At 34.9% G+C, this 26,577-nt stretch carries 25 protein-coding genes; 10 read left to right on the top strand and 15 right to left on the bottom strand.

Going from position 1 to position 26,577, the window contains the following annotated elements; genetic code table 11:
• Positions 1-44 precede the first annotated feature (44 nt).
• The 5 genes from IPI31_05240 to IPI31_05220 all read left to right on the top strand — a co-directional run bounded on the left by IPI31_05240 (position 45) and on the right by IPI31_05220 (position 4,435).
• Complete coding sequence (locus IPI31_05240) at positions 45-1,643, top strand: Na+/H+ antiporter (protein MBK7567212.1); 1,599 nt, start codon at positions 45-47, stop codon at positions 1,641-1,643.
• A 75-nt stretch (positions 1,644-1,718) separates the two neighbouring features.
• On the top strand, positions 1,719-2,390 hold the full coding sequence (locus tag IPI31_05235) for a hypothetical protein (GenBank protein ID MBK7567211.1): 672 nt from the start codon (positions 1,719-1,721) through the stop codon (positions 2,388-2,390).
• A gap of 14 nt (positions 2,391-2,404) precedes the next feature.
• Entirely contained in the window at positions 2,405-3,016 is a 612-nt protein-coding gene (locus tag IPI31_05230) for a CbrC family protein (protein ID MBK7567210.1), read from the top strand.
• A gap of 59 nt (positions 3,017-3,075) precedes the next feature.
• Positions 3,076-4,035, top strand: a complete 960-nt coding sequence (locus tag IPI31_05225; protein MBK7567209.1) for an NAD(P)-dependent alcohol dehydrogenase — start codon at positions 3,076-3,078, stop codon at positions 4,033-4,035.
• A 4-nt stretch (positions 4,036-4,039) separates the two neighbouring features.
• Positions 4,040-4,435, top strand: coding sequence for a hypothetical protein (locus IPI31_05220; GenBank protein MBK7567208.1), 396 nt, complete (start codon positions 4,040-4,042; stop codon positions 4,433-4,435).
• 682 nt (positions 4,436-5,117) lie between these two features.
• Here the strand turns inward: IPI31_05220 and IPI31_05215 are convergent.
• Positions 5,118-6,938 carry a M2 family metallopeptidase gene (locus tag IPI31_05215; GenBank protein MBK7567207.1) on the bottom strand — a complete coding sequence of 607 codons (1,821 nt, stop codon included), beginning with the start codon at positions 6,936-6,938 and terminating at the stop codon, positions 5,118-5,120.
• 224 nt (positions 6,939-7,162) lie between these two features.
• Here IPI31_05215 and recA point away from each other — a divergent pair, with 224 nt between their 5' ends.
• Positions 7,163-8,194 carry a recombinase RecA gene (gene recA / locus IPI31_05210; GenBank protein ID MBK7567206.1) on the top strand — a complete coding sequence of 344 codons (1,032 nt, stop codon included), beginning with the start codon at positions 7,163-7,165 and terminating at the stop codon, positions 8,192-8,194.
• 111 nt (positions 8,195-8,305) lie between these two features.
• On the opposite strand, the gene IPI31_05205 is transcribed toward recA, so the two are convergent.
• The 4 genes from IPI31_05205 to IPI31_05190 all read right to left on the bottom strand — a co-directional run bounded on the left by IPI31_05205 (position 8,306) and on the right by IPI31_05190 (position 11,609).
• Entirely contained in the window at positions 8,306-9,775 is a 1,470-nt protein-coding gene (locus tag IPI31_05205) for an FAD-binding protein (protein ID MBK7567205.1), read from the bottom strand.
• 69 nt (positions 9,776-9,844) lie between these two features.
• A complete protein-coding gene (locus IPI31_05200; GenBank protein MBK7567204.1) occupies positions 9,845-10,228 on the bottom strand; it encodes a DUF3037 domain-containing protein in 384 nt (127 codons plus the stop codon).
• Entirely contained in the window at positions 10,206-11,003 is a 798-nt protein-coding gene (locus IPI31_05195) for an aminotransferase class I and II (protein ID MBK7567203.1), read from the bottom strand. The genes IPI31_05200 and IPI31_05195 overlap by 23 nt, the downstream gene beginning before the upstream one ends.
• A gap of 6 nt (positions 11,004-11,009) precedes the next feature.
• Positions 11,010-11,609 (bottom strand): hypothetical protein, encoded by a 600-nt coding sequence (locus tag IPI31_05190; GenBank protein MBK7567202.1) that lies wholly within the window; start codon positions 11,607-11,609, stop codon positions 11,010-11,012.
• A 206-nt stretch (positions 11,610-11,815) separates the two neighbouring features.
• Between IPI31_05190 and IPI31_05185 the strand changes: the two genes are divergently transcribed.
• The 3 genes from IPI31_05185 to IPI31_05175 all read left to right on the top strand — a co-directional run bounded on the left by IPI31_05185 (position 11,816) and on the right by IPI31_05175 (position 16,548).
• The gene (locus IPI31_05185; GenBank protein MBK7567201.1) at positions 11,816-14,350 is read left to right on the top strand and encodes a serine hydrolase; all 2,535 of its coding nucleotides are present in this window, start codon (positions 11,816-11,818) and stop codon (positions 14,348-14,350) included.
• 108 nt (positions 14,351-14,458) lie between these two features.
• Entirely contained in the window at positions 14,459-15,484 is a 1,026-nt protein-coding gene (locus IPI31_05180) for a DUF1611 domain-containing protein (GenBank protein ID MBK7567200.1), read from the top strand.
• Positions 15,481-16,548 carry a dipeptide epimerase gene (locus IPI31_05175; protein MBK7567199.1) on the top strand — a complete coding sequence of 356 codons (1,068 nt, stop codon included), beginning with the start codon at positions 15,481-15,483 and terminating at the stop codon, positions 16,546-16,548. The genes IPI31_05180 and IPI31_05175 overlap by 4 nt, the downstream gene beginning before the upstream one ends.
• A gap of 3 nt (positions 16,549-16,551) precedes the next feature.
• Here IPI31_05175 and IPI31_05170 read toward each other — a convergent pair whose 3' ends face one another.
• The 9 genes from IPI31_05170 to scpB form a co-directional block, all read right to left on the bottom strand.
• Entirely contained in the window at positions 16,552-17,265 is a 714-nt protein-coding gene (locus IPI31_05170; protein ID MBK7567198.1) for a hypothetical protein, read from the bottom strand.
• Between the two features lie 67 nt (positions 17,266-17,332).
• The gene (locus tag IPI31_05165; protein MBK7567197.1) at positions 17,333-17,968 is read right to left on the bottom strand and encodes a GNAT family N-acetyltransferase; all 636 of its coding nucleotides are present in this window, start codon (positions 17,966-17,968) and stop codon (positions 17,333-17,335) included.
• Positions 17,952-18,884 (bottom strand): fatty acid desaturase, encoded by a 933-nt coding sequence (locus IPI31_05160; protein ID MBK7567196.1) that lies wholly within the window; start codon positions 18,882-18,884, stop codon positions 17,952-17,954. The genes IPI31_05165 and IPI31_05160 overlap by 17 nt, the downstream gene beginning before the upstream one ends.
• A 52-nt stretch (positions 18,885-18,936) precedes the next feature.
• Positions 18,937-19,335 carry a DNA-binding protein gene (locus IPI31_05155; GenBank protein MBK7567195.1) on the bottom strand — a complete coding sequence of 133 codons (399 nt, stop codon included), beginning with the start codon at positions 19,333-19,335 and terminating at the stop codon, positions 18,937-18,939.
• Positions 19,336-19,402: 67 nt separating this feature from the next.
• Positions 19,403-20,083 carry a hypothetical protein gene (locus IPI31_05150; protein MBK7567194.1) on the bottom strand — a complete coding sequence of 227 codons (681 nt, stop codon included), beginning with the start codon at positions 20,081-20,083 and terminating at the stop codon, positions 19,403-19,405.
• 178 nt (positions 20,084-20,261) lie between these two features.
• On the bottom strand, positions 20,262-20,888 hold the full coding sequence (locus IPI31_05145) for a murein L,D-transpeptidase catalytic domain family protein (GenBank protein ID MBK7567193.1): 627 nt from the start codon (positions 20,886-20,888) through the stop codon (positions 20,262-20,264).
• Positions 20,889-21,254: 366 nt separating this feature from the next.
• Entirely contained in the window at positions 21,255-21,785 is a 531-nt protein-coding gene (locus tag IPI31_05140; GenBank protein MBK7567192.1) for a pyridoxamine 5'-phosphate oxidase family protein, read from the bottom strand.
• Between the two features lie 897 nt (positions 21,786-22,682).
• Positions 22,683-24,110 (bottom strand): pseudouridine synthase, encoded by a 1,428-nt coding sequence (locus tag IPI31_05135; GenBank protein ID MBK7567191.1) that lies wholly within the window; start codon positions 24,108-24,110, stop codon positions 22,683-22,685.
• The gene (gene scpB, locus IPI31_05130) at positions 24,004-24,816 is read right to left on the bottom strand and encodes an SMC-Scp complex subunit ScpB (protein ID MBK7567190.1); all 813 of its coding nucleotides are present in this window, start codon (positions 24,814-24,816) and stop codon (positions 24,004-24,006) included. The genes IPI31_05135 and scpB overlap by 107 nt, the downstream gene beginning before the upstream one ends.
• A gap of 101 nt (positions 24,817-24,917) precedes the next feature.
• Between scpB and IPI31_05125 the strand changes: the two genes are divergently transcribed.
• Positions 24,918-26,090: a thioredoxin fold domain-containing protein gene (locus tag IPI31_05125; protein MBK7567189.1), complete on the top strand. Its 1,173-nt coding sequence runs from the start codon at positions 24,918-24,920 to the stop codon at positions 26,088-26,090.
• A gap of 8 nt (positions 26,091-26,098) precedes the next feature.
• On the opposite strand, the gene IPI31_05120 is transcribed toward IPI31_05125, so the two are convergent.
• A complete protein-coding gene (locus IPI31_05120; protein ID MBK7567188.1) occupies positions 26,099-26,341 on the bottom strand; it encodes a hypothetical protein in 243 nt (80 codons plus the stop codon).
• Positions 26,342-26,577: the final 236 nt, after the last annotated feature.

The raw sequence follows: 26,577 nt of genomic DNA, 5'->3' as shown, positions 1-26,577 counted from the left end.
TGTACAAGTAAATTTTACGTATTATTCATTTTCTTTGTAATAATATGCAAAGCGAATTTATAGAATATGTATATCTGATCCTGATCATTTTGGGTTTAGTAATGCTGGCTAATAAACTCAATATAGCCTCTCCCATATTATTGGTAGTTGGAGGCCTGGCAGTCAGTTTTATACCGATTTTCAGCGATATTACTATTAGTCCTGAGCTGGTTTTCTTTATTTTTCTGCCTCCTTTATTATATGAAGCTTCCTGGCAAATATCCTGGAAAGAATTTTGGAAATTCAGACGTGTAATTTCAAGTTTTGCCTTTCCAATTGTAATAATTACCTCTTGTGTGGTAGCAGTGGTATCGAATGCTATTATTCCGGGATTTACATTGGCGCTGGGTTTTTTATTGGGAGGAATAGTTTCGCCTCCGGATGCAATAGCTGCAACAACAATAATGCGTCAGGCGAAAGCGCCAAAAACATTATTAAGCATTGCCGAAGGTGAAAGTTTACTTAATGATGCATCATCGCTCATTGTTTTTCGTTTTGCATTGGCTGCAATTATCACAGGTCAATTTGATTTGAAGGAAGCATCCTTCAGTTTTTTTATTGTTGTGTTGATGGGCATTGCAATTGGTCTTCTGGTAGGTTTTATATTTTATTGCATTCATCGCTGGTTGCCGGTTACTGCAAGTATAGAAATTGTGCTCACAATTGTAACACCCTACTGCATGTATTATTCGGCGGAACATTTTCATTTTTCTGGAGTGCTGGCTGTTGTTAGCGGTGGATTATTTTTATCCAGTAAACGATTGAGCATGCTCAATTATATGAGCCGAATACAAGGAGTAAATGTTTGGAACAGTATTGTATTCGTTTTAAATGGATTTGTGTTTTTACTTATTGGACTACAATTGCCATCAATAGTTCAACAATTGGGTGATGTAAGTTTGATGACGGCAATTTGGTATGGATTAATTATATCATTTGTATTGATAATTACCCGAATAGCCACTACTTTAGGATCATCAGCCTTTACAATATTTATAAGTCGTTTTATTACAGTTGCAGAATCAAATCCCGGATGGAGAATGCCATTGGTATTTGGTTGGGCAGGTATTCGGGGAGTTGTTTCTTTAGCTGCAGCATTATCAATTCCATTGCTTTTGAGTGATGGAGAAGCATTTCCTCATAGAAATCTCATTCTATTTATAACATTTGTAGTAATTCTGGTAACACTTGTTTTACAAGGTTTAACATTACCCTGGTTAATAAGAAAATTAAGTGTGAAGAGCGATCAGGCCAATTCTGAACTTGACCAGGAAAAAATTCTTCAGAAAAAAATAACACAATATTCTATAAATCAAATAGAAAAAATATTAAACAAACAAGGATTTCAAAACGAACATTTATCCAACCTGCAAGCCAAACTTAAAACAGAAATGGTTTTTTTCAATCGCGAATTGGATGAAACAGGCGATACCAATCAAAATGTAAGAAAGGAGTTTAATAAGATATATCTCGATCTGTTGGATCAACAACGCAAATTATTGAATGATATCAATCAGCATTCGGAATACGATGAAGACATTATCCGGAAATATCAATTCCTGATCGATATGGAAGAATACAAGGTGCGGGGCAAATCAGTTTAGAACAATTAAGATGTTTTATATACCTTCGTATGCTACATAAGTTTTACCACACTTTTAAACCTTAAACTACTCGCCATGTTTAATCCAATAATCATTTCAATTGTAGTTGCAACTTTTGTGGATATTGCTGGTCACAATAATACTTACACTACCAAATTTGCAGAACCACAAATCTATGAAGGAAGTAATACAATTTCTGATACTTGTTTTACGGCAATCAGAAAACTAACAGAGTCGAATAATGAAGTAGATATGGTAATAAATGAATATTTACTCGAAACATTATCCCCTATCCGTTCAAATTATAAGAAAATAAATTCAATTGAGGCATGGACCTCTGTAGTATCTAAAGATATTTTTGAAAGTACTGAGGGAGGAGAAGTGGTTTTTTATTACACCCATAATGTATTAGAAAAAATAATAAATCGAAATTATGGTGAAACCTATCAGGAATTGTACGAATATTATTTTCTTAATGAAGCACTATCCTTTGTAGTGGAAAGATCGTGCAAATACAATCGTCCTTTATATTATGATTCTTTAACAATGATTGAGTTAAATGATACAGAGGTTTTTGATGTGGAAAAATCCATATATTCAGAAAACAGAAGTTATTTTGAAAAAGAGAAATTAATTCACCAAATAAATAGTGAAGATTGCGGAGCCCCATTTTCTGAATCCTATCTTGAAAAGGAGGAACTCAGAATAAAATCAAATCTTCAGAATATCCTCAAACTTGAGAAATAATTAAACCTTACGATATGGCATTTAAATATTTTGAAGATCCGGAAGAAATTATCGGACTTAGTGATGAATTAATTACGTGTGATTTCTGTAACAAGGAAAAGAAGTGTTTCGATGGAAGTTCCTTTTTCGGCGAAGATAGTTTTGAGAATATTTGCCCCGAATGTTTAAAAGGCGGTAAACTAAATACGCTGGATATATTTTCCTGTTCAGGCGATATAGAAGAACTCAAACTGCAACTAAAATCCCTCCAACCTGAATTATCAGCTCAGGAAATTGATTCCATTGCAGAAAAAAAGACCAAAGAATTAGAAAAAGAAACTCCGCACCTAATAACCTGGCAGGATTGGTTATGGCCGGTTTCCAATGGCGATTATTGTAAATTTATTGGGTATGGTTCAAAATCCTTATACAATAAATTAGCCATTAAATCGTCAGGCGAACTGTTATTCAAAGGTTCCATTTATAAGGATCTTAAGGAAGATTCCGATGTAGAATATTTATGGGATGAAGTTTTACCGCAAGATGAAATTAATAATTACGAGGAGAGCAGTGAATATGATACCGTATTTTATGTTTTTAAAAGTTTAACCAGCGAAAACATAATAACAATTTGGGATAGTAATTAATATTTATTCAGATTTAATTTATATCACGCATTCTAATTTCATCCTAAAAATCCAATAAATTGAAAGCAAGTTTTCATACAAAATACGGTCCTCCAGAAGTTCTTCAAATTGTGGAAGTAAACAAACCAATTCCTAAAGACGATGAAGTATTAATTAAAATTCATGCTACCACCGTTAACCGGACAGATTGTGGTTTTCGGCAACCGGAATATTTTTTTGTGCGATTTTTCAGCGGTGTATTCAAACCAAAAATTAATATTCTTGGAACTGAATTTGCCGGAACGGTAGAAGCAATAGGAAAAAATGTAACATTATTTAAGGTCGGAGATTCTGTTTTTGGATTAAATACCTTTAAATTCGGCACACATGCAGAATACGTTTGTATTCCGGAGCATAGATCAATTGCGCTTAAACCGGAAAATATGTCGTTTGAAGAAGCTGCTGCAATTTGTGATGGTTTAATGCTAGCAATAAATTATATCCGAAAAATAGATTTCAAATCAACCCCCAAAATACTTATTAATGGTGCATCCGGATCTATAGGCTCTGCTGCGGTTCAACTTGCCAAATATTATGGTGCAGAGATTACAGCAGTATGTCGTGCAGAACATTTTGAATTGATCAGATCATTGGGTGCAAATAAATTAATTGATTATACCAAAGAAGATTTTACAAAAACGGATGACACCTATGATACTGTTTTAGATGCCGTTGGAAAAAGTTCCTTCGGAAAATGTAAAAATATTCTCAAGCCTAATGGAGTATATTATTCCACGGAACTCGGAGATTGGGCACAAAATGTTTTTTTACCACTTTTTAATTCGTTCAGAAATAAGAAGGTAAAATTTCCTATTCCAACCGATAATAAAAAGGACATTTTATTTTTTAAGGAATTAATAGAAGGAGGAAACTTTAGAGCGATAATTGACAGAAAATATCCACTTGAAAAAATTGTAGAAGCAACAAAATATGTGGAGAGTGGAGAGAAGGTTGGGAATGTCGTAATCACGATTTTTTAAGGAGATGGAAACGGTAAAAATAGAGACCCATACATCTGAAATTGAAACCAGAAAACATATTTGGATAGCTATTTCTGAGTTTTACCTCGATACGGAATTATCAGAATCAGATATTAGTCGTATAACATCCATTCTTAAAAGTTCCAATTTAGACCTAAAAATTCTAAAACAAATTGATCTGTACGAAGTATTTCCTGTATTACAAGCTAATTTATTAAGTCCTGCTGGTGTTTGGGATGGCTTTGAGGAAAATTGGTTATTATCCTGCTGTGAAAAATCTTATTACAAAAGAAAGAATAAGTTATATCGGTTGAATTGTAAAATGCGCAACTATTTTCGTTATTGGATGCGTAAAAAATATTGGGATGCAGTAGAGATTTGTTTCATAAATATAACCTAAATTCTAATGTGTTGATCTTGAATAATTTAGGGACATCTTCATTTCTGGGGAGTAACATTAATTTCATTATTATTTTTAGACATATAAAGGTCATTATAATATTAAGAAATCAAGATTCAGCTCCGAGTGATTAATTGCAATTACATCAGTTTTGCCACCTTTTGTTTGACCAAAAGGTGGCGCCAAAAGTCAAGGGCTTCACCATGCGGCTTAAATGTCCCTAATGCTTGCCACCCGGAGCGAAAAAGGCGCCTTTTCATTTGGTGATTTATCATTCGATTTAAAATCTAATTTAAGATCAAAATAGTACTTTACAATATGATGGCGCTTATTTTCGCTCAAATCCTGCTAACATTGGTGCTTTTGTTATGATGTGGCGGCGCATAAGGGACATTAAAGCCACCTGCTGATGCCCGCCCTCTGCTCCGTAAACTAATTTTGAGGATCAAAATTCTTTATTTTAATTTGAGCTCTACAATATGAATTAATTCAATTAATAAATTGAGAGTTAGTGAGTGCAAATAAAAATAAAGGTAATAAGTCTTAATTTCATACAAAAAGATCAACTATAATTATTCATTCCCCAAATTTTACTACTGACCCAAATTTTAAATTAAAAATGTCCGAAGAGTTCATTAAAACTCTTCGGACATTTTTAATACTATTCCAAAAATTTAAATCCTTAAAAAACCGGTTTTTCAGGTAAGGTATAAACTCTTCCTTCGTTTTGTTTTTTAAGATAATCCATTAAAGGAAGAAAATAATCCAACATGGGTTTTGCGCTCATATCGCTGCCGATGGATGCCTTTAAATGTTCACGCCAGTCCACTGTTGCGCCGGGAGCCATCACTTTTTTAAGGAAATCACCTGTTGCAGTGCTTCCCCAATAATTGGTAGCATGCGGATCTTGTTTTAAAATATTTTTTGCAATATAATCGTGGAACTGAAATAATAAAACGTTGCTGATGGAATAATCATAATATTGTGCAGCATCATCATTAATATGTGTTTTAGTTGCAGCATCACAATATTCTTCTCCGCGTACATAAGGTGGAACAATTCCCTGATATTTTTTAACTAATTCCCACCATTTTGCATTGTATTGATCTTTGGGTAAATTTTGTGCGTATAATGCATATTCAAATTCTGTCATTACCCCACTTCCCCAAGGAATATGTACAATAAAATCCAACGCTTCACTTAATAATTTTTGAGTGTCGTCAGTTTTAACACCTGCGGTAATTAAACCCTGACTTTCCAACAAAGGTTTTTGTAAACTCGCCATACCAATCATGGAACCAAATGCTTCATGATATCCGCGATTAGCACCTGTTCTTAAAACATAAGGAACTTCAGGTGTGGAATAAGAACTGTAATAATAAATATGTCCGAGTTCATGTAAAACTGTTCCCCACCATTCTGTATTTGTTTCCACGCTCATTAATGAACGAAGATCTTTATCAAGATCAATATGCCATGCACTTGCATGATTATTTTTTGAATAACCTGCTCCTTCCGGTGCGGGATATAAAGATGATTTTTCATAAAAAGAAGTTGGAAGCGCAGGAAATCCCATGCTCATCCAAAATGCTTCTCCTTGTTTCACAACCCATTCGGCATCATGCGTTTTTAAAACCGGATCAATATCCAATCCTTCCACATTTACCATCGCTGTCCAGTCTTGTCCCCAACGATTTGGCAACCATTCTGCAGGTAAATATTCAGGTACTTCCTGACCATATTTTTTTGCAAGTTCGTAACGTGCCCAGGTATGTAATTCGCGATAAAGCGGCCAAACATCATTTATCATACTATGTGTAAGTTCCAACATTTCTTCGCTTGTCATTCCGTATTCACTTGCCTGATATGCGAAAAAATCTTTATATCCGAGTGGAGTAACACTTGCATTTCGTAATTGCTGCAAATTTGATAATCCATCTTTTAAAGTTTTTCCAACTTCTTTACTTGATTCCCATGCAGCTAATCTCTCTTTAAGATCGGTTGATTCACGTAAAATACCATCAAGTGCATTTGGTGTTACGGGTTTATCTTTCATAGTATATTTAAATCCGAATAGCGCCTCTGTTTGTGCGTTGGTTGCATCAATTCTTTTTTTAACAACATCTCCTGCTGTTTCCGGATTATTTCCTGCAAAAAATAAAATATAATCCAATTGCTTCACTTGCAGATCGGTGAGTTTATCTTTTTCCTTTAAATATTTTTGTGCAGTTTCGATGTTAACCTTACTTCCTGTAAATTTTGAATAGGCTTCATCAGAAATTGCTGCATTGTGTTTTGCCATGGTATCGCCTTCCACAATATGCGTGTTAAGCACCCATTGTCCTTCGGAAGCTGCAGTTACCAATTTTTGATATTCTGCATTGTATTGGTCGAGGTAGGTTTGCACCTCTTGCTGTAAAACACTGTTATCTTCTGTTTTTTTCGACTTACAAGCCATCAAAACAACAGAAGCAGTAAATAATAAAAAGAGTGATTTTTTCATTTTGGTTGAGTTTTGAGCACGAAGTTAAGGCATTATGTTGCGGAGTTCCCAATTCCTTAACAAACCTTACAATTTCAGATTTTGTCAACATTCTGTTTACAATCGTTAAAAATAATTTTTATTGGCAGTGTAATTATTTAGCTTCGCAGATGCATTGACGGGGAAAAAACAAAAGGCCCGAAAATGCAACTAATTTACTTTATAAACCTTAAAAACTTAAAAAAATGGCAGCAGACAAAAACGATGACAAAGCAAAGGCCTTAGGACTTGCAGTAGACAGCCTTAATAAATTGTACGGTAAAGGCACCGTAATGAAATTGGGCGATTCGCCCGTAGTTGCGGAAGATGTTATTCCATCGGGATCCATAGGCGTGGATCTTGCATTGGGTATTGGCGGAATTCCCCGTGGACGTGTGATTGAGATCTATGGCCCGGAAGCATCCGGAAAAACGACTTTAGCGATACATATTATAGCAGAAGCTCAAAAAAAGGGTGGAGTTTGCGCAATTATTGACGCGGAACACGCTTTCGACAAAGGATATGCCGAAAAATTGGGTGTGGATGTGGAGAATCTATTGATCTCCCAACCAGATTATGGTGAGCAGGGATTGGAAATTGCCGATCATTTAATTCGCTCCGGCGCATTGGATGTGGTGGTAATCGACTCCGTTGCCGCATTAGTACCAAAAGCCGAATTAGAAGGCGAAATGGGCGAAAGCAAAATGGGACTTCAGGCCCGTTTGATGAGTCAGGCACTTCGTAAATTGACCGGAACTATCAGCCGCACAGGATGTTGCTGTATTTTCATCAATCAGTTGCGTGAAAAGATCGGAGTTATGTTCGGAAATCCGGAAACAACCACCGGTGGTAATGCACTTAAATTTTATGCTTCGGTAAGAATTGACATTCGTCGTATCGGACAAATTAAAGACAAGGAAGATATGGTTGGTAACCGTGTTCGCGTAAAAATTGTGAAGAACAAAGTTGCACCTCCTTTCCGTCAGGCAGAATTTGATATTATGTATGGAGAAGGAATTTCCAAAATAGGTGAAATTGTAGATCTTGGAGCCGAATGCGGAGTTGTTCAAAAAAGCGGAGCTTGGTATAGTTACGAAGGCACCAAACTCGGACAAGGCCGTGAAGGTGTTAAAGAATTATTAAAAGACAATCCGGAATTAGCAGCAGAGATCGAAAAAAAGATCAAAGCAAAACTTGCAATGAATGCACCTGTGATTGCAGAGGTGAAAGAAAAATAAATACTGATCATTATTAAACCAATCCCGGATGGAAGTGAATTCTATTCGGGATTTTTTTGTGTTTTATATCCACTTTTGCAAAACATTCTATTAAAATATCAAAATATAAATTCACCCCACCCTCACACTCTGTGCATACCTCACAACATCACTTGCATCATATTTTTTCTTCACCTCCTGCAACCTCGGATAATTGTTTCCATAATACGAATTTTCCCAATTGGCGAATTCGGTGCTGCAATAATTGATGTATTGTGAGGTAATTCCGTTACTTTTAAATATATCCAATATTTCTACGGAAACTGTTTTTAATTTTTCTTCACGGGAAACATCTTCCCAATAGGCTTGTAATTCGGAAATATAATTGTAAGCACGATGAGGGTAACAGGAAACTTTTTCAAATTCAGCATCATTAATTTTTCCTGCCAAAGTATTTAATTGATATATCATTCCGGGATTATGAATTATTTTTTCAAATACATCAGCAATGAAGCCTGAAATATCTTTATAACTTTTATACAATCCTGCAGATGAATTTTTGAAATTTACCGGAGCCAATGATCCGTAATAATTCTTTAATTTTTTAGATAGTTCAATTGGTGCAACTGATCTGAATTCATCCGTGTGCTGAGCAAGTTCCTTCAAATTTGTTTCCAAAGTGGAATTATGTTCACCAAAATTTGTCACCAGAATATTTAATGTACTGCCATTTAATACAAATGCCGAAAAACAGGTGTCCGATAATTTTGCTGTAAATTCAAACCACTTTTCTAAAATGTTTTTTGCACGTAGTGCATCCAGTTTTCTTGCTTTAAAATGATGTGACCTCATTACAGAAGGAGCTTCCTGTGTGCGAAATACCATTTCTGTTACTACTCCAAAATTTCCTGCACCACCGCCACGCAGCGCCCATAATAATTCAGGGTCATCTTTTGTAGAATGTATTTTTCCGTTACCATCAACAAAAGTTGCTTCCAGCAAATGATCGCAAGTCAAACCAAATTTTCTGGAAAATAAACCATATCCACCTCCCATAGTTAAACCGCCGATGCCAACGGTTCCACAAGAGCCTGCAGGTAATAATCTTTTTTTAGGAAGTATTTGATCATATAAATTAAACAAAGTGCAACCGGGACCAACTTTTATATTATTGTTTTCTAAAAATTCCACGGAATTCATTTTCGACAAATTAATAACAAGCCCTCCATCATTAGATGAAAATCCCTCCATACTATGTCCGCCACTTTTAATTGTAACTGCCAGTTTATTTATTTTAGCATATTTAATGGCTTCTGAAACATCTTGTGTTGATGTACAAAGCGCAATTATTAATGGAAATTTATTAATGCGTTTATTAAATCCTTTACGCAATTCTTCATATTCCATATCCTCTTTTCGAATTAATTTTACGGAATATGTAAACTCGTTTTCCTCTTCAGGCAGATTCAAAGAATCTGCATACTCCTCACTGCTTTCTCCTCTCTCCTTTCCCCCTCCTGCACCACATGCATCTAAAATTAATCCGGCTCCGGCAAGTGTAGTTAGTGTGATAAAATTTTTTCTGGAGAATTTATTTTGCATTAAAAAATTATTTTAAAAATTCCTTAATATCAAAATTACACAAAATGAATAAAGTTGCAGAATGTATCATCATAACACCAACTCTTGAAACAACCTCTCTGCAGTTGCATCCAAATTGTAGCACATGCCGGGATGCGGTCGGGAAACCTGTATCGCAGAACTCCGAACAGCAGTTAACCATCGAAAACGAGAAGGGACATCCAATTCAGCAATCGGACCCGAATTTTTTTCACCATTGGCAATTTTTACAAGGGATTCCAGATTCATTTTGATTTGCTGTACATCAACATCCCCGGAAAAAACTTTTAATTTATTTTCATTGATTGTATAAAGTACCTTAATATAATTTGCCTTTTTGGAAAACAATATAATACCCACATTGAGAAATTCTTCCCGTTCCACAACAGGCAAAACACGAATTATCGCATACTCATATAGATATTTCTCTGGCATGTATGGCTTCGTTTATAAAGATATCAGAATTATTTAATCGCGAAATTAAAAAATGAAAATACATGTTACGCAAATCGTCGGGCGTTTCTTCTGTTCCTTCCCAAAACAACCATTCATCGGGAATCAACATCGTGATATACCGCAATTTTTCTTCCGTCAAAATTAATTTGAAATCCGCATTAATTTGCTCCAGCATAAATGCTCTTGATAATAAAACATGGTCCTTTATCAAACTAAAAGGACTCAAAGCCTGTTTTTCCCAATTGGAAATATTATGATGAAAATACAAACATGCGCCGTGATCTATCAGCCATAATTCCTTATGCCAGATCAACATATTTGTATTTTTAAATGTTCTGTCAACATTGGTGATAAATGCATCGAGCCAAACAATTTGCGAAGCCAATTTTTCATCCACCTGTGTTACAACAGGATCGAAAGTTATTGCTCCGGATAAAAAATGTAATGCGAGATTTAATCCTTTGCTCCATTGTAAAATATCCTGTATCTCCTCATCTCCTTCCGTTTGCCCAAAAGCCTCATCTAAATTTGCAAAAACCAATTCAGGAACTTTCAAACCAAGTAATCGCGCAATTTCTCCACCAATTAATTCTGCTATCAACACTTTAGCACCGTGACCTGAACCTCTGAATTTTAATACGTATTTAAAATCATCATCAGCCTCGGCCAATGCAGGTAATGAACCACCTTCACGCAAAGGCATGATATATCTTGTAACATTTACTTTTCTTAAATTTTGTTCTGTTTTTAACATGTATAATTATCTTTCAGAAACATTCTGAATATCGTCGATTAACCATTTTCCATTTTCCAAACTCATTGCATACGCAAGTTTCAAACCGTAAGGAAATTCCAACATTACATGTGCATTATAGGTTCCGCCGGGATGTGTATTAATTTTCACCTGATCCAGAAAATTTAGATCAAAATCCTGAGACAACATGATCAGATCTGCATCAAAACCCATAGGAGGACCATCATATTGTTTTTCCACTTTTAGTGTATCATTCCATTTTTTAAAATATGCTCTGGTATTTTCTACATATTTTTCAGAAATAAATCCGCTGGCCTTTAGTGCAGCAATATATTTTTCAGTTTCTGAAAAATTAACGGAATATGGTTTATCCGGTTCCGGGGTTTCATTGCCATTATTCGTTACCAGCTTAAAGGCATTTAGATCCATCATATGCACTTTATACCATGTTAAAAAACCTATTACCGACTCAGATGCCTGAGATGCCGGAACAATGGTATCAGTTTTTTTAATTTCTTCCGAGCTCTTTTTTGGCGAACAAGCTGAAAAAAATATCGTAATTACCAAGAACACAACAATTTGAATTGATCTATTTGAATTTTCCATATTTGATTTTTAATTCAATAAGAAACCATATTTTATAGATAAAGCGCTTGTCAAAAATACATATAATTAGCATTTGACAGGGAACTTCATTTTGTATCAAAGCTACAAACTTAAAACCAATAAGATATGAGCAGGTAAGTATTGGGTAAGCTCATTTTCCGGTATTAAAAATTATCCTAACTTTAACGCAGAACAACAAGCTGTATATGAAAAAATTGTTTTCCATATTTATTCTAACCCTTATTTTTACCCGAGGCTTTTCTCAGGGAAACGCATATGTAAACCAACTCGATAGTGTTCTTACCCAATTATACAATACTGATCGATTTAACGGGACGGTGCTGTATGCCTCTAAGGGCAAAGTATTGTATAAAAAAGCATTTGGGGTGACTGATATTAAAACCGGGGAGAGTTTACAAACCTCTTCCTCATTTAACCTCGCTTCAGTTTCAAAACAATTTATCGGAATGTGTATTTTGATACTTTCTGAAGAGGGGAAACTGACGTTAGATGATAATATAAAAAAATACCTTCCGGAATTACCTTATGTTGATATCACAATTAGAAATCTTTTAACCCATACCTCAGGCATTCCCGAATATTTTGATCTGTATAACAACCACCGGGAAACTTTGGATACACTCAACAATGAAAAATTGATTCAGTCGTACAACACCTATTCTCCACGATTAGAATTTCTTCCCGGAACGAGTTGGAGTTATTGTAATACAAATTATGTTTTTCTTGCTACAATAATTGAACGAATCACAAAACAACCATTAAATATTTTTTTTAAAAACAATATTGCGACTCCGTTAGGATTGAATGACACTTATGTTTATCATTTATTATTGCCTGCAGTGCCAACCAATCATGTATATGGATTTTCGGAAGTTAACGGTGTAAAGAAATTAAATGATCTGATCAATGTAGATGGTGTTACCGGTGATGGAAATATTTATTCCTCCGTAGAAGATCTGTATAAATGGGAACAAAGTTTAAAGACCGAAAAGCTCGTAAAAAAAGAAACCTTACAACAGGCATTTGAACCTGTTAAATTAAAGGATGGTTCCACATATAATTATGGATTTGGTTGGGGTATTGATAAACCAAACGAACAATATTCACATACAGGTGGTTGGGCGGGATTTATAAATGTGATCTGCAGAGATATTAAAAACGACCGCACTCTTATTGTATTGAGTAGTGGAGATAATCATTTAGGTGCTTATACTGCAAGAAATATATTTAACGGACAACGATTTACAATTCCGGAAACGTTTTTAATTACAAATGTAAAAGTTATAGATGGTACAGGATCACCTGCACGAAATGCTTCTGTAAGAATTGAAGAAGATAAAATAATGGCAGTTGGCGATCTCAAAAAATTTGATGGTGAAAAAGTTATTGATGGCGGAGGTAAAATTCTCGCACCGGGATTTATCGATAGTCATAGTCATTTAGAAGGTTCGTTTAAAGAACATCCGGATGCACTTGCAGCTTTAAGTCAGGGTATAACAACTATTGTAGCGGGGCAGGATGGAGATAGTTATTATATTAATCCAATGAAAGGTTATTTTTCACCAGCTATTAATTATGCAACTTATACAGGACATTCCACACTTCGTGAAAGTGTGATGGGCAAAGACCAATTAAATAGGCCTGCAACACAAAAGGAGATAAATACAATGAAAGATGTTCTAAGGCTTGAAATGAAGAATGGTTCTCTCGGTTTATCAACGGGATTAGAATATGAATCAGCATTTTATTCCAACAGAGATGAAATTATACAATTGGCGAAAGTTGCCGCAGAATATAATGGAAAATATATCAGCCATTTAAGAAGTGAAGACATTAGCATGGCAGATGCCATCGACGAAATAATTGAAATAGGACGACAGGCAAAATTACCCGTTCAAATTTCTCATATTAAAATTGCATTAAAAGATGATTGGGGAACTGCGCCGGCACTTATCGCCAAATTAGAATCTGCACGTGCAGAAGGAATAAATATTACTGCCGATTGTTATCCCTATACATTTTGGAACAGCACTGTTCGGGTGCTTTTTCCTAAAAAAGATTTCACGAGTATAGAAGGTGCAAATTTTGCGGTGGAACATTTATTTGATCCAACAGGTTCTGTTATGGTGCGATTTAAACCTAATAAGGAATATGTTGGAAAAACGGTTTCCGAAATTGCGAAACTGCGCAACGAAACTGCTGCTCAAACTTTATTGTATTTAGTTGCTGCTTCAGAAGAATATGAAAAATTGCACCCTGAGGAAGATGGAATAGAAACTATCATGGGTAAATCGATGAGCGATGCGGATATAATTCCATTTTTAAGTTGGGCGCATACGAATATTTGTTCAGATGGAGCAAATGGCGGACATCCGCGAGGTTATGGAGCATTTACCCGGGTTTTGGGATATTATGTGCGCGAACAAAAAATTATGAGCCTGGAAAATTGTATCAACAAAATGACGGCATTAACTGCTGAAAATGTGGGAATAAAAGAACGTGGAATAATTGCCGCGGGATATTATGCAGATCTTGTTTTGTTTGATGCCGCAACTGTTATTGACAAAGCAAACATTGAAGATCCAAAAGCGCTTTCTGATGGCATATTAATGGTATGGGTGAATGGAAAAATGGTTTATCGCGATAAAGAATTTACCAATGTATTTCCAGGAAAGTTTTTAAGCAGGACCGGTGAATATGATAGGGTGATAGCGGATTAGAATTTAATATCTTGTAACTCGATAATGTCTTAATTTATATTTAAATATCATTAAAATAATATTTTGAATAATATTAACAAACCCAAAGCCATAGTATTAACTGCCGGCATGTTGCACGAATCGGATGCGAAAACTGCACATGGTTTAATTCGCGGCAGCGAACGATTTGATATTGTTGGAATAATTGACGCCGTTCATGCCGGAAAAGATGCAGGCGAGGTGCTGGATGGCAAAAAAAGAAATATACCAATATTTAGTGAAGTAAAAACTGCATTTGAGTCGATACCGGATATCCGTTATTGCATAATCGGTATAGCCACGGTTGGAGGAATTTTGCCAAAAAGTTTTAACCCAATTATGGAGGATTGTATAAGCAAGAAAATGAATATTGTAAACGGCCTTCATGAATATCTTTCTGATATACCTGAATTGGTTTTATTGGCAAGACAATATCAGGTGGAATTGATAGATGTTCGAAAACCAAAAAATAAAAAAGACCTTCATTTTTGGACCGGAGAAATTTATTCTGTTGATGCACCTATAATTGCGGTGATAGGAACAGATTGTGCCATGGGTAAACGCACAACATGCAGACTTATTCGTCAGGCCTGTGAGGCGGATAATATTAATGCACAAATGATCTATACCGGTCAAACAGGTTGGTTACAGGGGGGTAAATACGGTTTTATTTTTGATTCCACCTTAAATGATTTTATTTCCGGCGAATTGGAACATGCGATAGTTTCCTGCTGGAAAGAAACAAAGGCTGAAATAATATTAGTAGAAGGTCAATCCGCATTACGGAATCCCAGTGGACCTTGCGGTTCAGAATTATTAATATCGGGAAATGCGAAAAACGTAATATTAGTACATGCTCCAAAAAGAAAATATTACGAACATGATATTGCATGGGGAGAAATTCCTGATGTATCCTCAGAAATTGCATTGATAAATATGTATGGCTCCAAGGTGATCGCACTTGCATTAAATACAGAATTATGCAGTGAAGAAGAAGCAATATCTTATCAAAGACAATATGAAAACGAATTAAAAATTCCTGTGCTATTGCCCATATTACAAGGGGTTGAAAAAATTATTCCTTTGATAAAAGATCTAATTAAAAACAATCCATGAAGATCAAAGCAATAAGGACCAATCTGGAAAAAATTCCTTTGACAAAACCCTATACAATTTCGTATCAGACCTTTAGCGACACGGAAATTGTTTATTTGGAAATTGAATTGGAAAATGGGATAATTGGATTAGGTGCAGCAAATCCATTTGTGGAGGTTGTTGGCGAAACTCCGTTATCGACATTATTGCATTTACAAAGTGATTTTGTTCAGCAACTCATTGGAAGAGACATTAATGATTTTAGTATCATTATCGAGGAAGTGATTTCTCATTTTAAAGGTTTTCCTGGAACACAGGCTGCAATTGATATTGCTTTACATGATGCGTTTGGAAAATTTACAGGAATTTCCGTGCTTGACATATATAAACGAACTACAGGCCCACTTCCCACTTCTATCACAATTGGAATTAAAGATGCCTCAGAAATGCTGGAGGAGGCTAAAGAATACTTTGGAATGGGTTTCAGAGCTTTAAAAATTAAAACTGGTCGAAATATAGAACAGGATATTGAATGTGTGTCGAAATTATCAAATTTTTTTGGACATTCCATGCGCATTCGAGTTGATGCTAATCAAGGTTATAACATTAAAGAATTATTTCAATTTCTGGATGCAGCAGAAAAATTAAAAATTGAATTAATTGAACAACCTTTGCCAACCGGAATGGAAAAGGAATTATTAGCTATTCCCTACAAATTTAGAAAAATACTTGTTGCAGATGAATCGTTGATAGATGAAGATTCTGCAATTTATCTTAAAAAAATAGGTAGCCCATACGGCGTTTATAATATTAAATTAATGAAATGCGGTGGTATACAAGCTGCAAATAAAATTCAATGGATTGCATATGAATCCGATTGCAAATTATTTTGGGGCTGTAATGACGAAAGTTTGATAAGTATAACTGCTGCACTTCATGCAGCTTATTCGTGTATCAATACCAAATACCTTGATCTTGATGGTAGTTTAGATGTTATGGAAAAAACGTTTATGGGAGGATTCATTCTCAAGGATGGATTAATGTTTCCAAATGATTTACCGGGTTTGGGAGTGAGCAAATTATAAAATTTATGGGATTTCATTTTCCAAAATCAACCCGATCAATTTGTCGTCTCTGAAAAACATAGTAATTGTATGCCCAAAACTATGTTCTGCAAAAGGCTTTCCTTTTAAGTCCCTCTTATGATCATAGTAGTAAATATCTCCGATAAATTTCCATTGGAGTTTTTCTACACCATCAAGAATCGATATGGTATCGGGTTTTCCATAAATATCAATTGCCTTTTCTTTAGTATCTCCCAATACAAACCCTTTATTTGTAATAAAATATTTTGGTGAGATAAGAGTTGCTAGTTTTTGCAAACTCAAAATTCCATTAGCTTTATTTTCTTCGGTAGCATAATTTCCGGATTCATCATATAACACTAACCTTTTCAATAAACCAGATGGTATATCATTATTATAAAAATGAAAGGTATTCATCCTGAAATAATCGGTATAAATTTCAAAAATTAAAGTCTCATTAAGTGAATCATTCGAATACCAAACTCTATCTATATTACGTAAACCAGCAGCAATCAATACATCATTGCTTAATTTAAACATAGAATCGGTAACAGGATAATCGTCAACTACAAATTTTGAAACGGAATCGTCATTGTGTTTTAATGGAATATTTGCAATTTCGATGTCTGAATTCTTTAATGAAAGTTCAGAATAAAACTGTTGTGCAAAAATATAATTTGAGCTAAATAATAACCATACAAGAATAAGGATCTTCATTTCAAAATATTTGGTAATCAAAATTAGAAAATATTTATCTTAAGCAAAGTCTTTTGAATTTTTTGAATCACTGTTCGATCAATAATGTTAAATTATTCTGGAAGAAAGGATATAAATTATGAATCTTGGTTTTTCGGTCAAAAGCTTTAGAGTCGATTAAGTAAATATCAGAATTTATAAGACCTATTTTCGGATAAACTTCCTGTATACTTCCTGCTTTGATCCCATCAACAGCATTTATAAATGGTATTGCTGCAAGGTTTAAAACCGGTTCCTTCACTGTTGTTGTAAACAATGTTTCATAACCGAGATCAAAAACCCATTTAACTAAGTTGTAAGCAAGCAGAATCACTTGTTTTTTATGACCGGGCAAAAAAGCAAGTTGTTCGAAATAACAAAGTTTTTTATCCTCCCAAAACGCCAGATCAATAAACCAGTTCGCTTGATTTCTGCGCAACCACACATCAGAACTTCGAAGCATTTCATCAGGGAAAATTATTCCGAAACCTACAATTACATTATTCACCTCTGCAACGAGGCAAAATGCGTTTTCAATATAATATTCGTAGGTATTTAAATCGGTTCCAAGCAGAAAACCTCCAGTTGTGGTAGATCCATCTGTCCTCTGAATAGGAAGTTGATCTTTGATCGCAACAAAGGCAGCAGCATCTTGTAATTCGGCAATTCTAATCCTGCTTTTCATATACTATTACAGGGCCTTTGAATTGGTTGAGAATTGCTTTAAAAAAATTTCGTGTGTTTTGATTTTTTGTTTCGAAGGTTTCCGGTAGCGGTTTACTTTTAATGGGTAATTCATACCAGGGGATATTCGGATATTGGTGATGTGTCGCGTGTTCATTAAAATTCATAAGTATCCAGGAAAATACCGGAATACGTTTTACAGATCGCACGTTAAATCTTACTTCATCTCCTTTGGTGGTATCATAATGAAAAATATACACTAATAGCGACAATACCCAGGCAAAAGCAAGCATGGGATATCCTAAAACATATAAATAAATTGTTCTGCCGAACAAAAACAAAACGGCAAGGTGAAAACCTACTCCCAATAAAAATAGTACAATTGATCGCAACTGATCCTTTGGCGTCCAGTTGTTAAATGCGGGGGAAATTTTAACCGAAATTTTTGGGGGTATGAATAAAAATAAAATTACCGAAATAAGGGAATGTAAAAAAAATCCACCCAAAAACACACTCAGATACCAGAGAATATAAACATATAGTTTTTTTAACATGGTTGGTTTGCCTTGTATCACATAGGTATCCAATGCAGAAGTATGATCATTTTTTCTATTAAAACCATGGTGAAAATAATGAATTTTTCTGTAAATAGTGATGGGCACCATCAGGGGAATCAAAATAACAGATCCCCAAAAATCATTTATTTTAGCATTGGAAGGAAATAATTTTTTGTGTGCAGCTTCATGACCTACTATATAAAACCGATAAAACCAAAGACCTTGAAATAATAACACAGGAATGTATATGGTCATTTTGATCCCTGCAGCTACCGATAAAGTACTGATAAATATTGCCAGACAACTATTAAAAAGAAAAACTGCAATAGTTTCGAGGATCAATTTAGCATTTCTTGTCATGAATTACGAAAATAATTGAAAAATTTGAGATAGTCATAAATACAATCAAAAATTAATCTAAAGGTTTCACAACCAATTCCTTAAATCCTGTAACATCGTCAAACTCCCGCAAATAAGTTACATCATCAAAAACTGCTATAACAATTTCTGCTGTGGTAAAAATTAAACAACCGTTTAATAGATGTCCTCCCCTCACCAATCCATTGCGATCGGAAATTGCCATATGCAAGTGAGAACCATTAATAGAGAGTGTTCCAACCAGTGAAACAATTTCGAATTTTTCGGTATATGTAGTAGCATTTTTTTCATTTGCCATTCGCAGTGCAACTTGCTTTAAACTTCCCACACAAGTAATTACGGCAGCGGCTGCAATATTTTTCTCTACAATAAATTTCTGCAAACCCAGTTTAAGATCGTCGTTCGGCATTAACCGCAGAGTAAAAGTTCGCATATTTTATTTTAGATTTTTTTGCGTTTTTAATTAATGATGATTTTAGAACCGAAATATCTGCTATAGATCAAAGAGTTTTCACTTTTAATAATTGTCGAATTACTACAATATGGGAGAATAAAACAATGGGCACAACACAAGATGGCAACCAGTTAAAAGGGAAATATAAAATTGCGATATTGGGCTGGTCGAATGCAAACTTTTGAAAAGGAAATGGTGCGGAAAATACTGCATTTATAACAATATTAAAAAGGAGCATCAAACATAAAACATTCCAAATTATTATTATTTTATTACTTAATTGTTTTTGCACAAATCCAAAATAATAAATGAGAGGTGCGCTAATTCCTGATATGACATCAAAATTTCTTCCTTCAAAAGTCATAAGTTCAGGAATCATTATATATATAAATAACCTGAATAAAACAATTTCAACCGGTACTCGTACGATATGCAATAATGTTAATGCTTTTATATCCAAACTATCAATAAATATTCGACCTTTATTGGTAGCAAATAGCAGAATGATAAATAGTATTGGTGGCATTACCAATAACAAAAATCGTGGTGGGATTGTATCTGTAACAGTATAAAAATTTGTCAGAGCAATAACTGCCTGAATAACCAACCAAGTCAATAAAATTACTAGAGAAAGTATTGATCTGTTTGTTGCCTTATAAAATAATCCCACCGTCAAAAGTGTGATGAGACCAAATAAAATTGAAATATAAATTGGCAAATTTTCCATAATTTCATTTTGAATTCATGATCTCAAAATTAAAGAATAAAATAATACAAGTCTCCTATTAAATTAAATCAAATATAATTTGAATTAGAAGCATAAATTTACAATCAAAGTAAGTCTTTTGTCTCGTGTCTCGTGTCCCGTGTCTCGTGTCTCGTGTCCCGTGTCCCGTGTCCTATATCTAATTATATATCCACATAAGCACAGGTTTTTTTACCGCCATTAATATTGGGTCAAGAGTAGTGAAACTGTTGTTGGAGATCACAGGACAGCCCCAGCCTTCAGGTGTGCCATTTGGATACACTTCCACATCTGAAATTGCCTCCCAGGAATGGAAGACGATATATCTGGAAAGTGCATTACTATTGGTACTTTCCAATCCATGTAATACATATTTTGTTTTTACTCCCCAATAAGTATAAGCTCTTTCCCCTATCTTGTATTTTCCAAGGGAGGAGCAATGACTTCCATCCACATTACTGAAGGTTGGGTCTTCTTTTGATTGATCGCTGCTCCAGGCATTGTTGCAACATCCGTGACCCACCAAAAAACTGTAACTGATGGTATCCTTTGTAAAATCCCAAACAAAAAAGCGTTTAACACCGGAATGCAAACTCATATCAATCAAAATACAAAAATCAGTATTAAATTTTTTCGATTTACAATATTCAAGTGCTTCAGCTGCCTTTATACGTGTGGAATCAACATTAACAGCAGGTTTTGTTTCTTCAGGACTTATAGTTGGGTTTCTGCAGTCGATGAGCATTACAGACATCAATAAGCAGAATACTGTAAACAGGAATTTCATGTTGAAGGGTTAATATTCAGGGCTTTTAACGATATGTTAATTACACAAAATAAAACGCAGTAACATTTCAAAAAATTGTTTACTAAAATACTTTCATGAAATATCTGAATCCACAATAATTCAAAGTTTGAATAAACATTAATTTTTATCCTACCCATCCACAGAGTTCGCTGCGCGTAACTCTGTGGAGACACCACAGCATGAATTATCCTTAGAATCCACTTCAATTCTTTTGTTAATTCTGCCGAGCCACAAGATTGCAAACAACATCCGTCATAAATCATTTTACATCGTCCTATATCATTTTACATTGTCCTATATCAAGTCCTATGTCCTGTGTCCTATGTCCTACTTCCTATTTCCCAGTCATATATTCAGTTTCCCCTCTACCCCATCATCCATAACCTTACCACTCACCATAGATGCAACTATCTTGAAAAGTGAAACCATTTTATTGTGTTTGGTATCCCAATAACTGCTTGTATCAGGTCGGACGCTAATTAAGGTAAGCATTGGATCTTCCGGGCCTTCCTGAAACCATGCTTTTGCCCAGGATGTCCATAATTCCTTGATCTTTTCTCTGTCGTGCGAAATTGTTGCCTGGCCATAAATGCTCAGATATTCGCTTGCACTGGAATTTTCGAAAAATAATTGAACATAAGGATCTGCAACTATCTGCGCATTCTTATCAGAATTTACAGCGCTAAAAAAATGCAAGGTTCCATCATTATCCACTGCCTGAAGTGCCATAGGTCTGCTTGGCAGGGGACGATTTTCGGAAAAGGTAGTGAACATACAAATACGCGCACCTTCTGCAATCTTTTTTAATAAATCAATTGCTTCCTGACCACTAAGATTTTTGATGTTATTTTCTTCATCATGAAAATTATGTTCCATATATAAGTTTTTATACTTTTTTAGAACAAAATCATGCCATTAGAAAATATGCTTTATGCAAGGGAACAGGATGATTAATATTGTAGAATAAAAAGAAATTTTTTACATTATATTCTTATTCTTGTTGAATAATTTCTACAGAATCATATTATAAAAGAAAAGGAGGGAGGGAGAGAGGAGAGAGGAGTTTAAATTTCTTGCGAAATTTTACCAGATTCTACCGTTTGTTTTCTTGATACTTGATTCTTGATACCTGATACTAAAAAGGAGAAAGGAGAGAGGAGAAAGGAGTTTAAATTTCTGGCGAAATTTTACCAAATCCCACCGTTTGTTTTCCTACTTCCTAGGTCCTATTTCTTAATTCGAAAAAGGATTTTTCTTGCGAAATTTTTTCAAATCCCATCGTTTGTTTTCCTGATACTTGATTCCTGATACCTGATACTAAAAAGGAGAAAGGAGAGAGGAGAAAGGAGTTTAAATTTCTTGCGAAATTTTACCAAATCCCACCGTTTGTTTTCCTACTTCCTAGGTCCTATTTCTTAATTCGAAAAAGGATTTTTCTTGCGAAATTTTTGCAAATCTCACCGTTTGTTTTCCTGATACTTGATTCCTGATACTCGATACTAAAAAGGAGAAAGGAGAGAGGAGAAAGGAGTTTAAATTTCTTGCGAAATTTTACCAAATCCCACTGTTTGTTTTCCTGATACTTGATTCCTGATACCCGATACTAAAAAGGAGAAAGGAGAGAGGAGAAAGGAGTTTAAATTTCTTGCGAAATTTTACCAAATCCCACTGTTTGTTTTCCTGATACTTGATTCCTGATACAATTTTGTTTTCCTATGTCCATTTTCCCATGTCCTATGTCAGTCCTACTTCCTATGTCCTATGTCCTAAATCCTATTTAAGGTACTTCAACTTAATAATCTCACGTTCCGTCAAATATCTCCATCTTCCTCTGGGAAGATCGCGTTTTGTTAATCCGGCATATAAAGTTCTGTCGAGACGCTCAACTTTATAACCAAGTGATTCAAATATGCGGCGGACAATTCTGTTTTTTCCGATGTGCAACGAAATACCTAAAATATTTCTTTGGGTATGATGTGCGTAATCTATTCCGTCAACAATGGCCAATCCATCTTCCAGCATAACACCATCAGAAATTTTTTGCATATCAGCTTGTGTTACCGGTTTATCCACTTCAACTTCGTAGATCTTTTTAGCTCCAAAACTAGGATGAGCTAATTTTTGTGCGAGGTCGCCATCGTTGGTCAACAATAATAATCCTGTGGTATTTCTATCTAATCTTCCAACAGGAAATACACGTTCTGTAGTCGCATTGGAAATTAATTCCATTACTGTATTTCTACCCTTATCATCATCTACCGTTGTTAAATAATCTTTCGGTTTATTCAACAAAATATAAACGTAATTAACAGGTTTAATGGGTTTATTTTTATATTTTACGGAGTCGCCGGGTTTTACTTTGTAACCCATTTCGCGCACTACTTTTCCATTAACGGTAACTTCTCCTTTTTCAATTATTTCATCACATTTTCTGCGCGCCGCAACACCTGAATTAGCGAGATATTTATTTAATCGAGTTCCATCTTCTGATAAAGGAGTTGGTTTTGATAAATTTAATGTGGAAGGATTTTTTACAAAACCCGGCTTTTTATTTAACTTTCTTTTTTCGCTGAATTTTTGCAGATTTTTTACAAACTTTGTTTTTCCGCTTTCTTTTTCTTCGCGTTTATTTTCACTTACATTTTTATCGCGACTGAATCTGTTTTCTTTATCTTCATTGCGCGTTGAAAATCTTTTTCGATCAGTATCTTTGGAATGGTTGCGGTTTTCTTTAAAAGTTCTTTTTGATTCGGTTTTATCTCCGTATCTGCTTTTCTTTTCCTCTCTTCTGGCATTTTTAATATCCTCTTTTTTTAGATCATAACGTTGAGGCTCAGAAAATTTGCTGTGAAAAGGTTTTTTATCGAATGGCTTTTTTATTTCGCCCACTTCCGGCTTTCGAGTATCTGTATTTTTTTTGCTTAATGACGGAGTATGTCTTACGCCATTTTCATCGGGCTTTTTGGAATATTTTTTTGCCCTTTCCAAACGCTCTTGTTTGCGATTGGGATTGCTTTTAGGTGCAGCGTCTTTTTTGTTGACATCCCCTTTAATTTCAGGACGTTTACGATCAGATGTAGTTCGGGGAGATTCTTCAGTTCTCTTCCTGCTGTTCGTTGTCTGGCTCTTTCTCTTCGTCGGACGATCCGAGTTCCTGTTCGTCCTGTTGTTCGTTCTCTTCATAATTTTCTTGTTGGGCATCGTCGCGACGCTCGTTAGTCAGGACCTCTTCCTGATTGTTATCTTCCAAAACGGTGTCAGTTTCCACTTCCATTTCCGTTTCCATACGGCGATCATTATTTAATGTCACCTGATTATAGGCATCTTCTTCGCTCATGGTTTCCATGATCTCGGAAGGAGCGCCAATACTCATATCTTTTTGCTCAAATTCTTTTAATCTCGGCAATTCTTCCAGACCGTTTATTCCGAAATAATCCATAAAATACTGGGTTGTTCCATATAATAATGGTCGTCCCGCAGTATCACTTCTACCTATTATTTTGATAAGATCGCGTTCCATCAGTTTTTGAATGGTATGATCGCAGTTTACCCCGCGTATCTGTTCGATCTCAATTTTTGTGATCGGTTGAGAATAAGCGATCATTGATAGACACTCCAATGCCGCAACCGATAATTTTCTTTTAGCCCGGTGTTGCAATAAAGTGGTGATGGGTTTGTGATAGTATGGTTTTGACAAAAACTGATATCCACCGCCGGTTTTAACGATCTCAAACACATAATCGTCGCTCTCATATTTAGTTTGGAGCGCATCTACATGTTCCTGAATGGCTTCCAAACTCACCTCTTCACCCGAATAGGTAAATAAAATTGTTTGCAATTCAGCTGCAGTTATAGGCTGTTCGGAGCTGAAAATAAGGGCTTCTAATAGTTTATGCAATTCATTCATCACGACGCAAAGCTAAACAATTGTGCCGTTTGAAGGGGAGTTTTGGAGAGATTTTTGTGATGTGGCAGCAGCATTTCTATCAAATGTTTAATTTTGGATCGATGAAATATATTTTAGTTTTCTGCTTCCTGCTGGCTCTTTCAAATACAAATCTTCAGTCGCAAACCATCAATTTCAGGCCTTTAACCCTGGAAGAAGCAGTAAAAACATCCGCTATTGAAAAAAAACCGGTTTTATTCATGGCGTATCAGGCAACTTGCGGACATTGTGAAAAAATGTTGAATGAAGTTTTTATTGATACTGCGCTTGCAAACTTTTATAATAAAACCTACATCTGCGTAAAAGAAGATCTTCAGGATACCGAAAAAGCAAAAGCCTATTTAAAACGATTTTACATCACTTCCTTTCCTACATTTATTATTTTAAACAGCAATGCCGAATTGCTCTATCAATTTGTAGGAGAATTTAAAGCGGAGGAATTTATTAATCAGGGAAGGCTGGCATTAGATCCAAAAAATCAGATACCAACAGTAAAAGCAGCCTTTGATAAAAACACAAAAGATTCCACCGCGTGTTATAATTATTTATTGGTTTTATCTAGAGGAAGATTACAAACGCAATCAGTAGCTAATATGTATTTCCATGCACATGATAAAAATCCGGAAGTAACTCCTGCAAATTGGAAAATTTTTAGCATGAGTGTAAGCGATATGGGATCAGAAGTATTTAAATACATGATCGCAAATAAAGACGCCTATGCAGCAATTGTCACACAAAAAAAAGTGGACAGAAAGATCTATCTCACTGCCGCATATAATTTACAATCTCCAGCAAATGCAAACGATACTTTAGTATATTTTAAAAATCGCAAAGCTGCAGAACAATTACATTTTCAAATTGTAGATTCTCTCATTTTTATCAATGATCTTAATGTGTATGAAAAAAATAAAATGTGGGATGATTATATGCTCGTTTCCCTTAAGGGCGCTGAAAGATTCGTTTGGAACGACGCTAATGTGTTGCGAAGAATATGTGATGTTTTTAACAAAAACGCAAGCGATCCAGAAGCATTAAAAAAAGCCGTAAAATTTGCAGAACGCGCCGCAGATTTGCGTCCTGAATATTATAATTTTCTGGCAGCAGCAAATTTATATCTCAAAGCAAAGGATAAAACTCACGCCAAAGAATTTGCAATAAAAGCAAAGGAGCTCGGACTAACTAATAATATGAATGTAAGTGAGGCAAATTTAGTGCTTACACAATGTGAAAATTAAATTCATAATTACGAAATAATTTTCTTTTTATTCCACAAAGGCATAAGCGAAACAATGGCCCAAATTCCCTCCAATACAACGAAGGGATAAAATTGCAACAAGAGTGAAGAAATACATGCTATTACAGCACCTGAAAAATTAAGTGCAATATAAAATATTCCGGTATGCGATATTATATTTCTTAAATGCAAGAAATACGCGAGTAATAATAAAGTAACTCCTATTGTTCCGAGAATATTTGAAATTTCCATGTGTTCAATTTTAATATCCAAAAATAGGCAATAATGATTGTACACCAAACACTTTGTATATTTCCTGTATTATTCAACTGGTTTTGCCATCCTTTTCCAACCCGTCAAATATTTTTACATTTATTATAGGAGATCATCACCAATAAAAATTTATTCAAAACGGTAAATAGTTAATTTTTAACAGAGACATAGAGCAATTAGTTGGAGGGTAATAAAAATCTGGGAATAGAAAAAAA

It is taken from the genome of Bacteroidota bacterium, from assembly GCA_016706865.1.
Taxonomy (GTDB): domain Bacteria; phylum Bacteroidota; class Bacteroidia; order Chitinophagales; family BACL12; genus UBA7236.
This window is presented reverse-complemented; position numbering and strand designations above follow the sequence as displayed.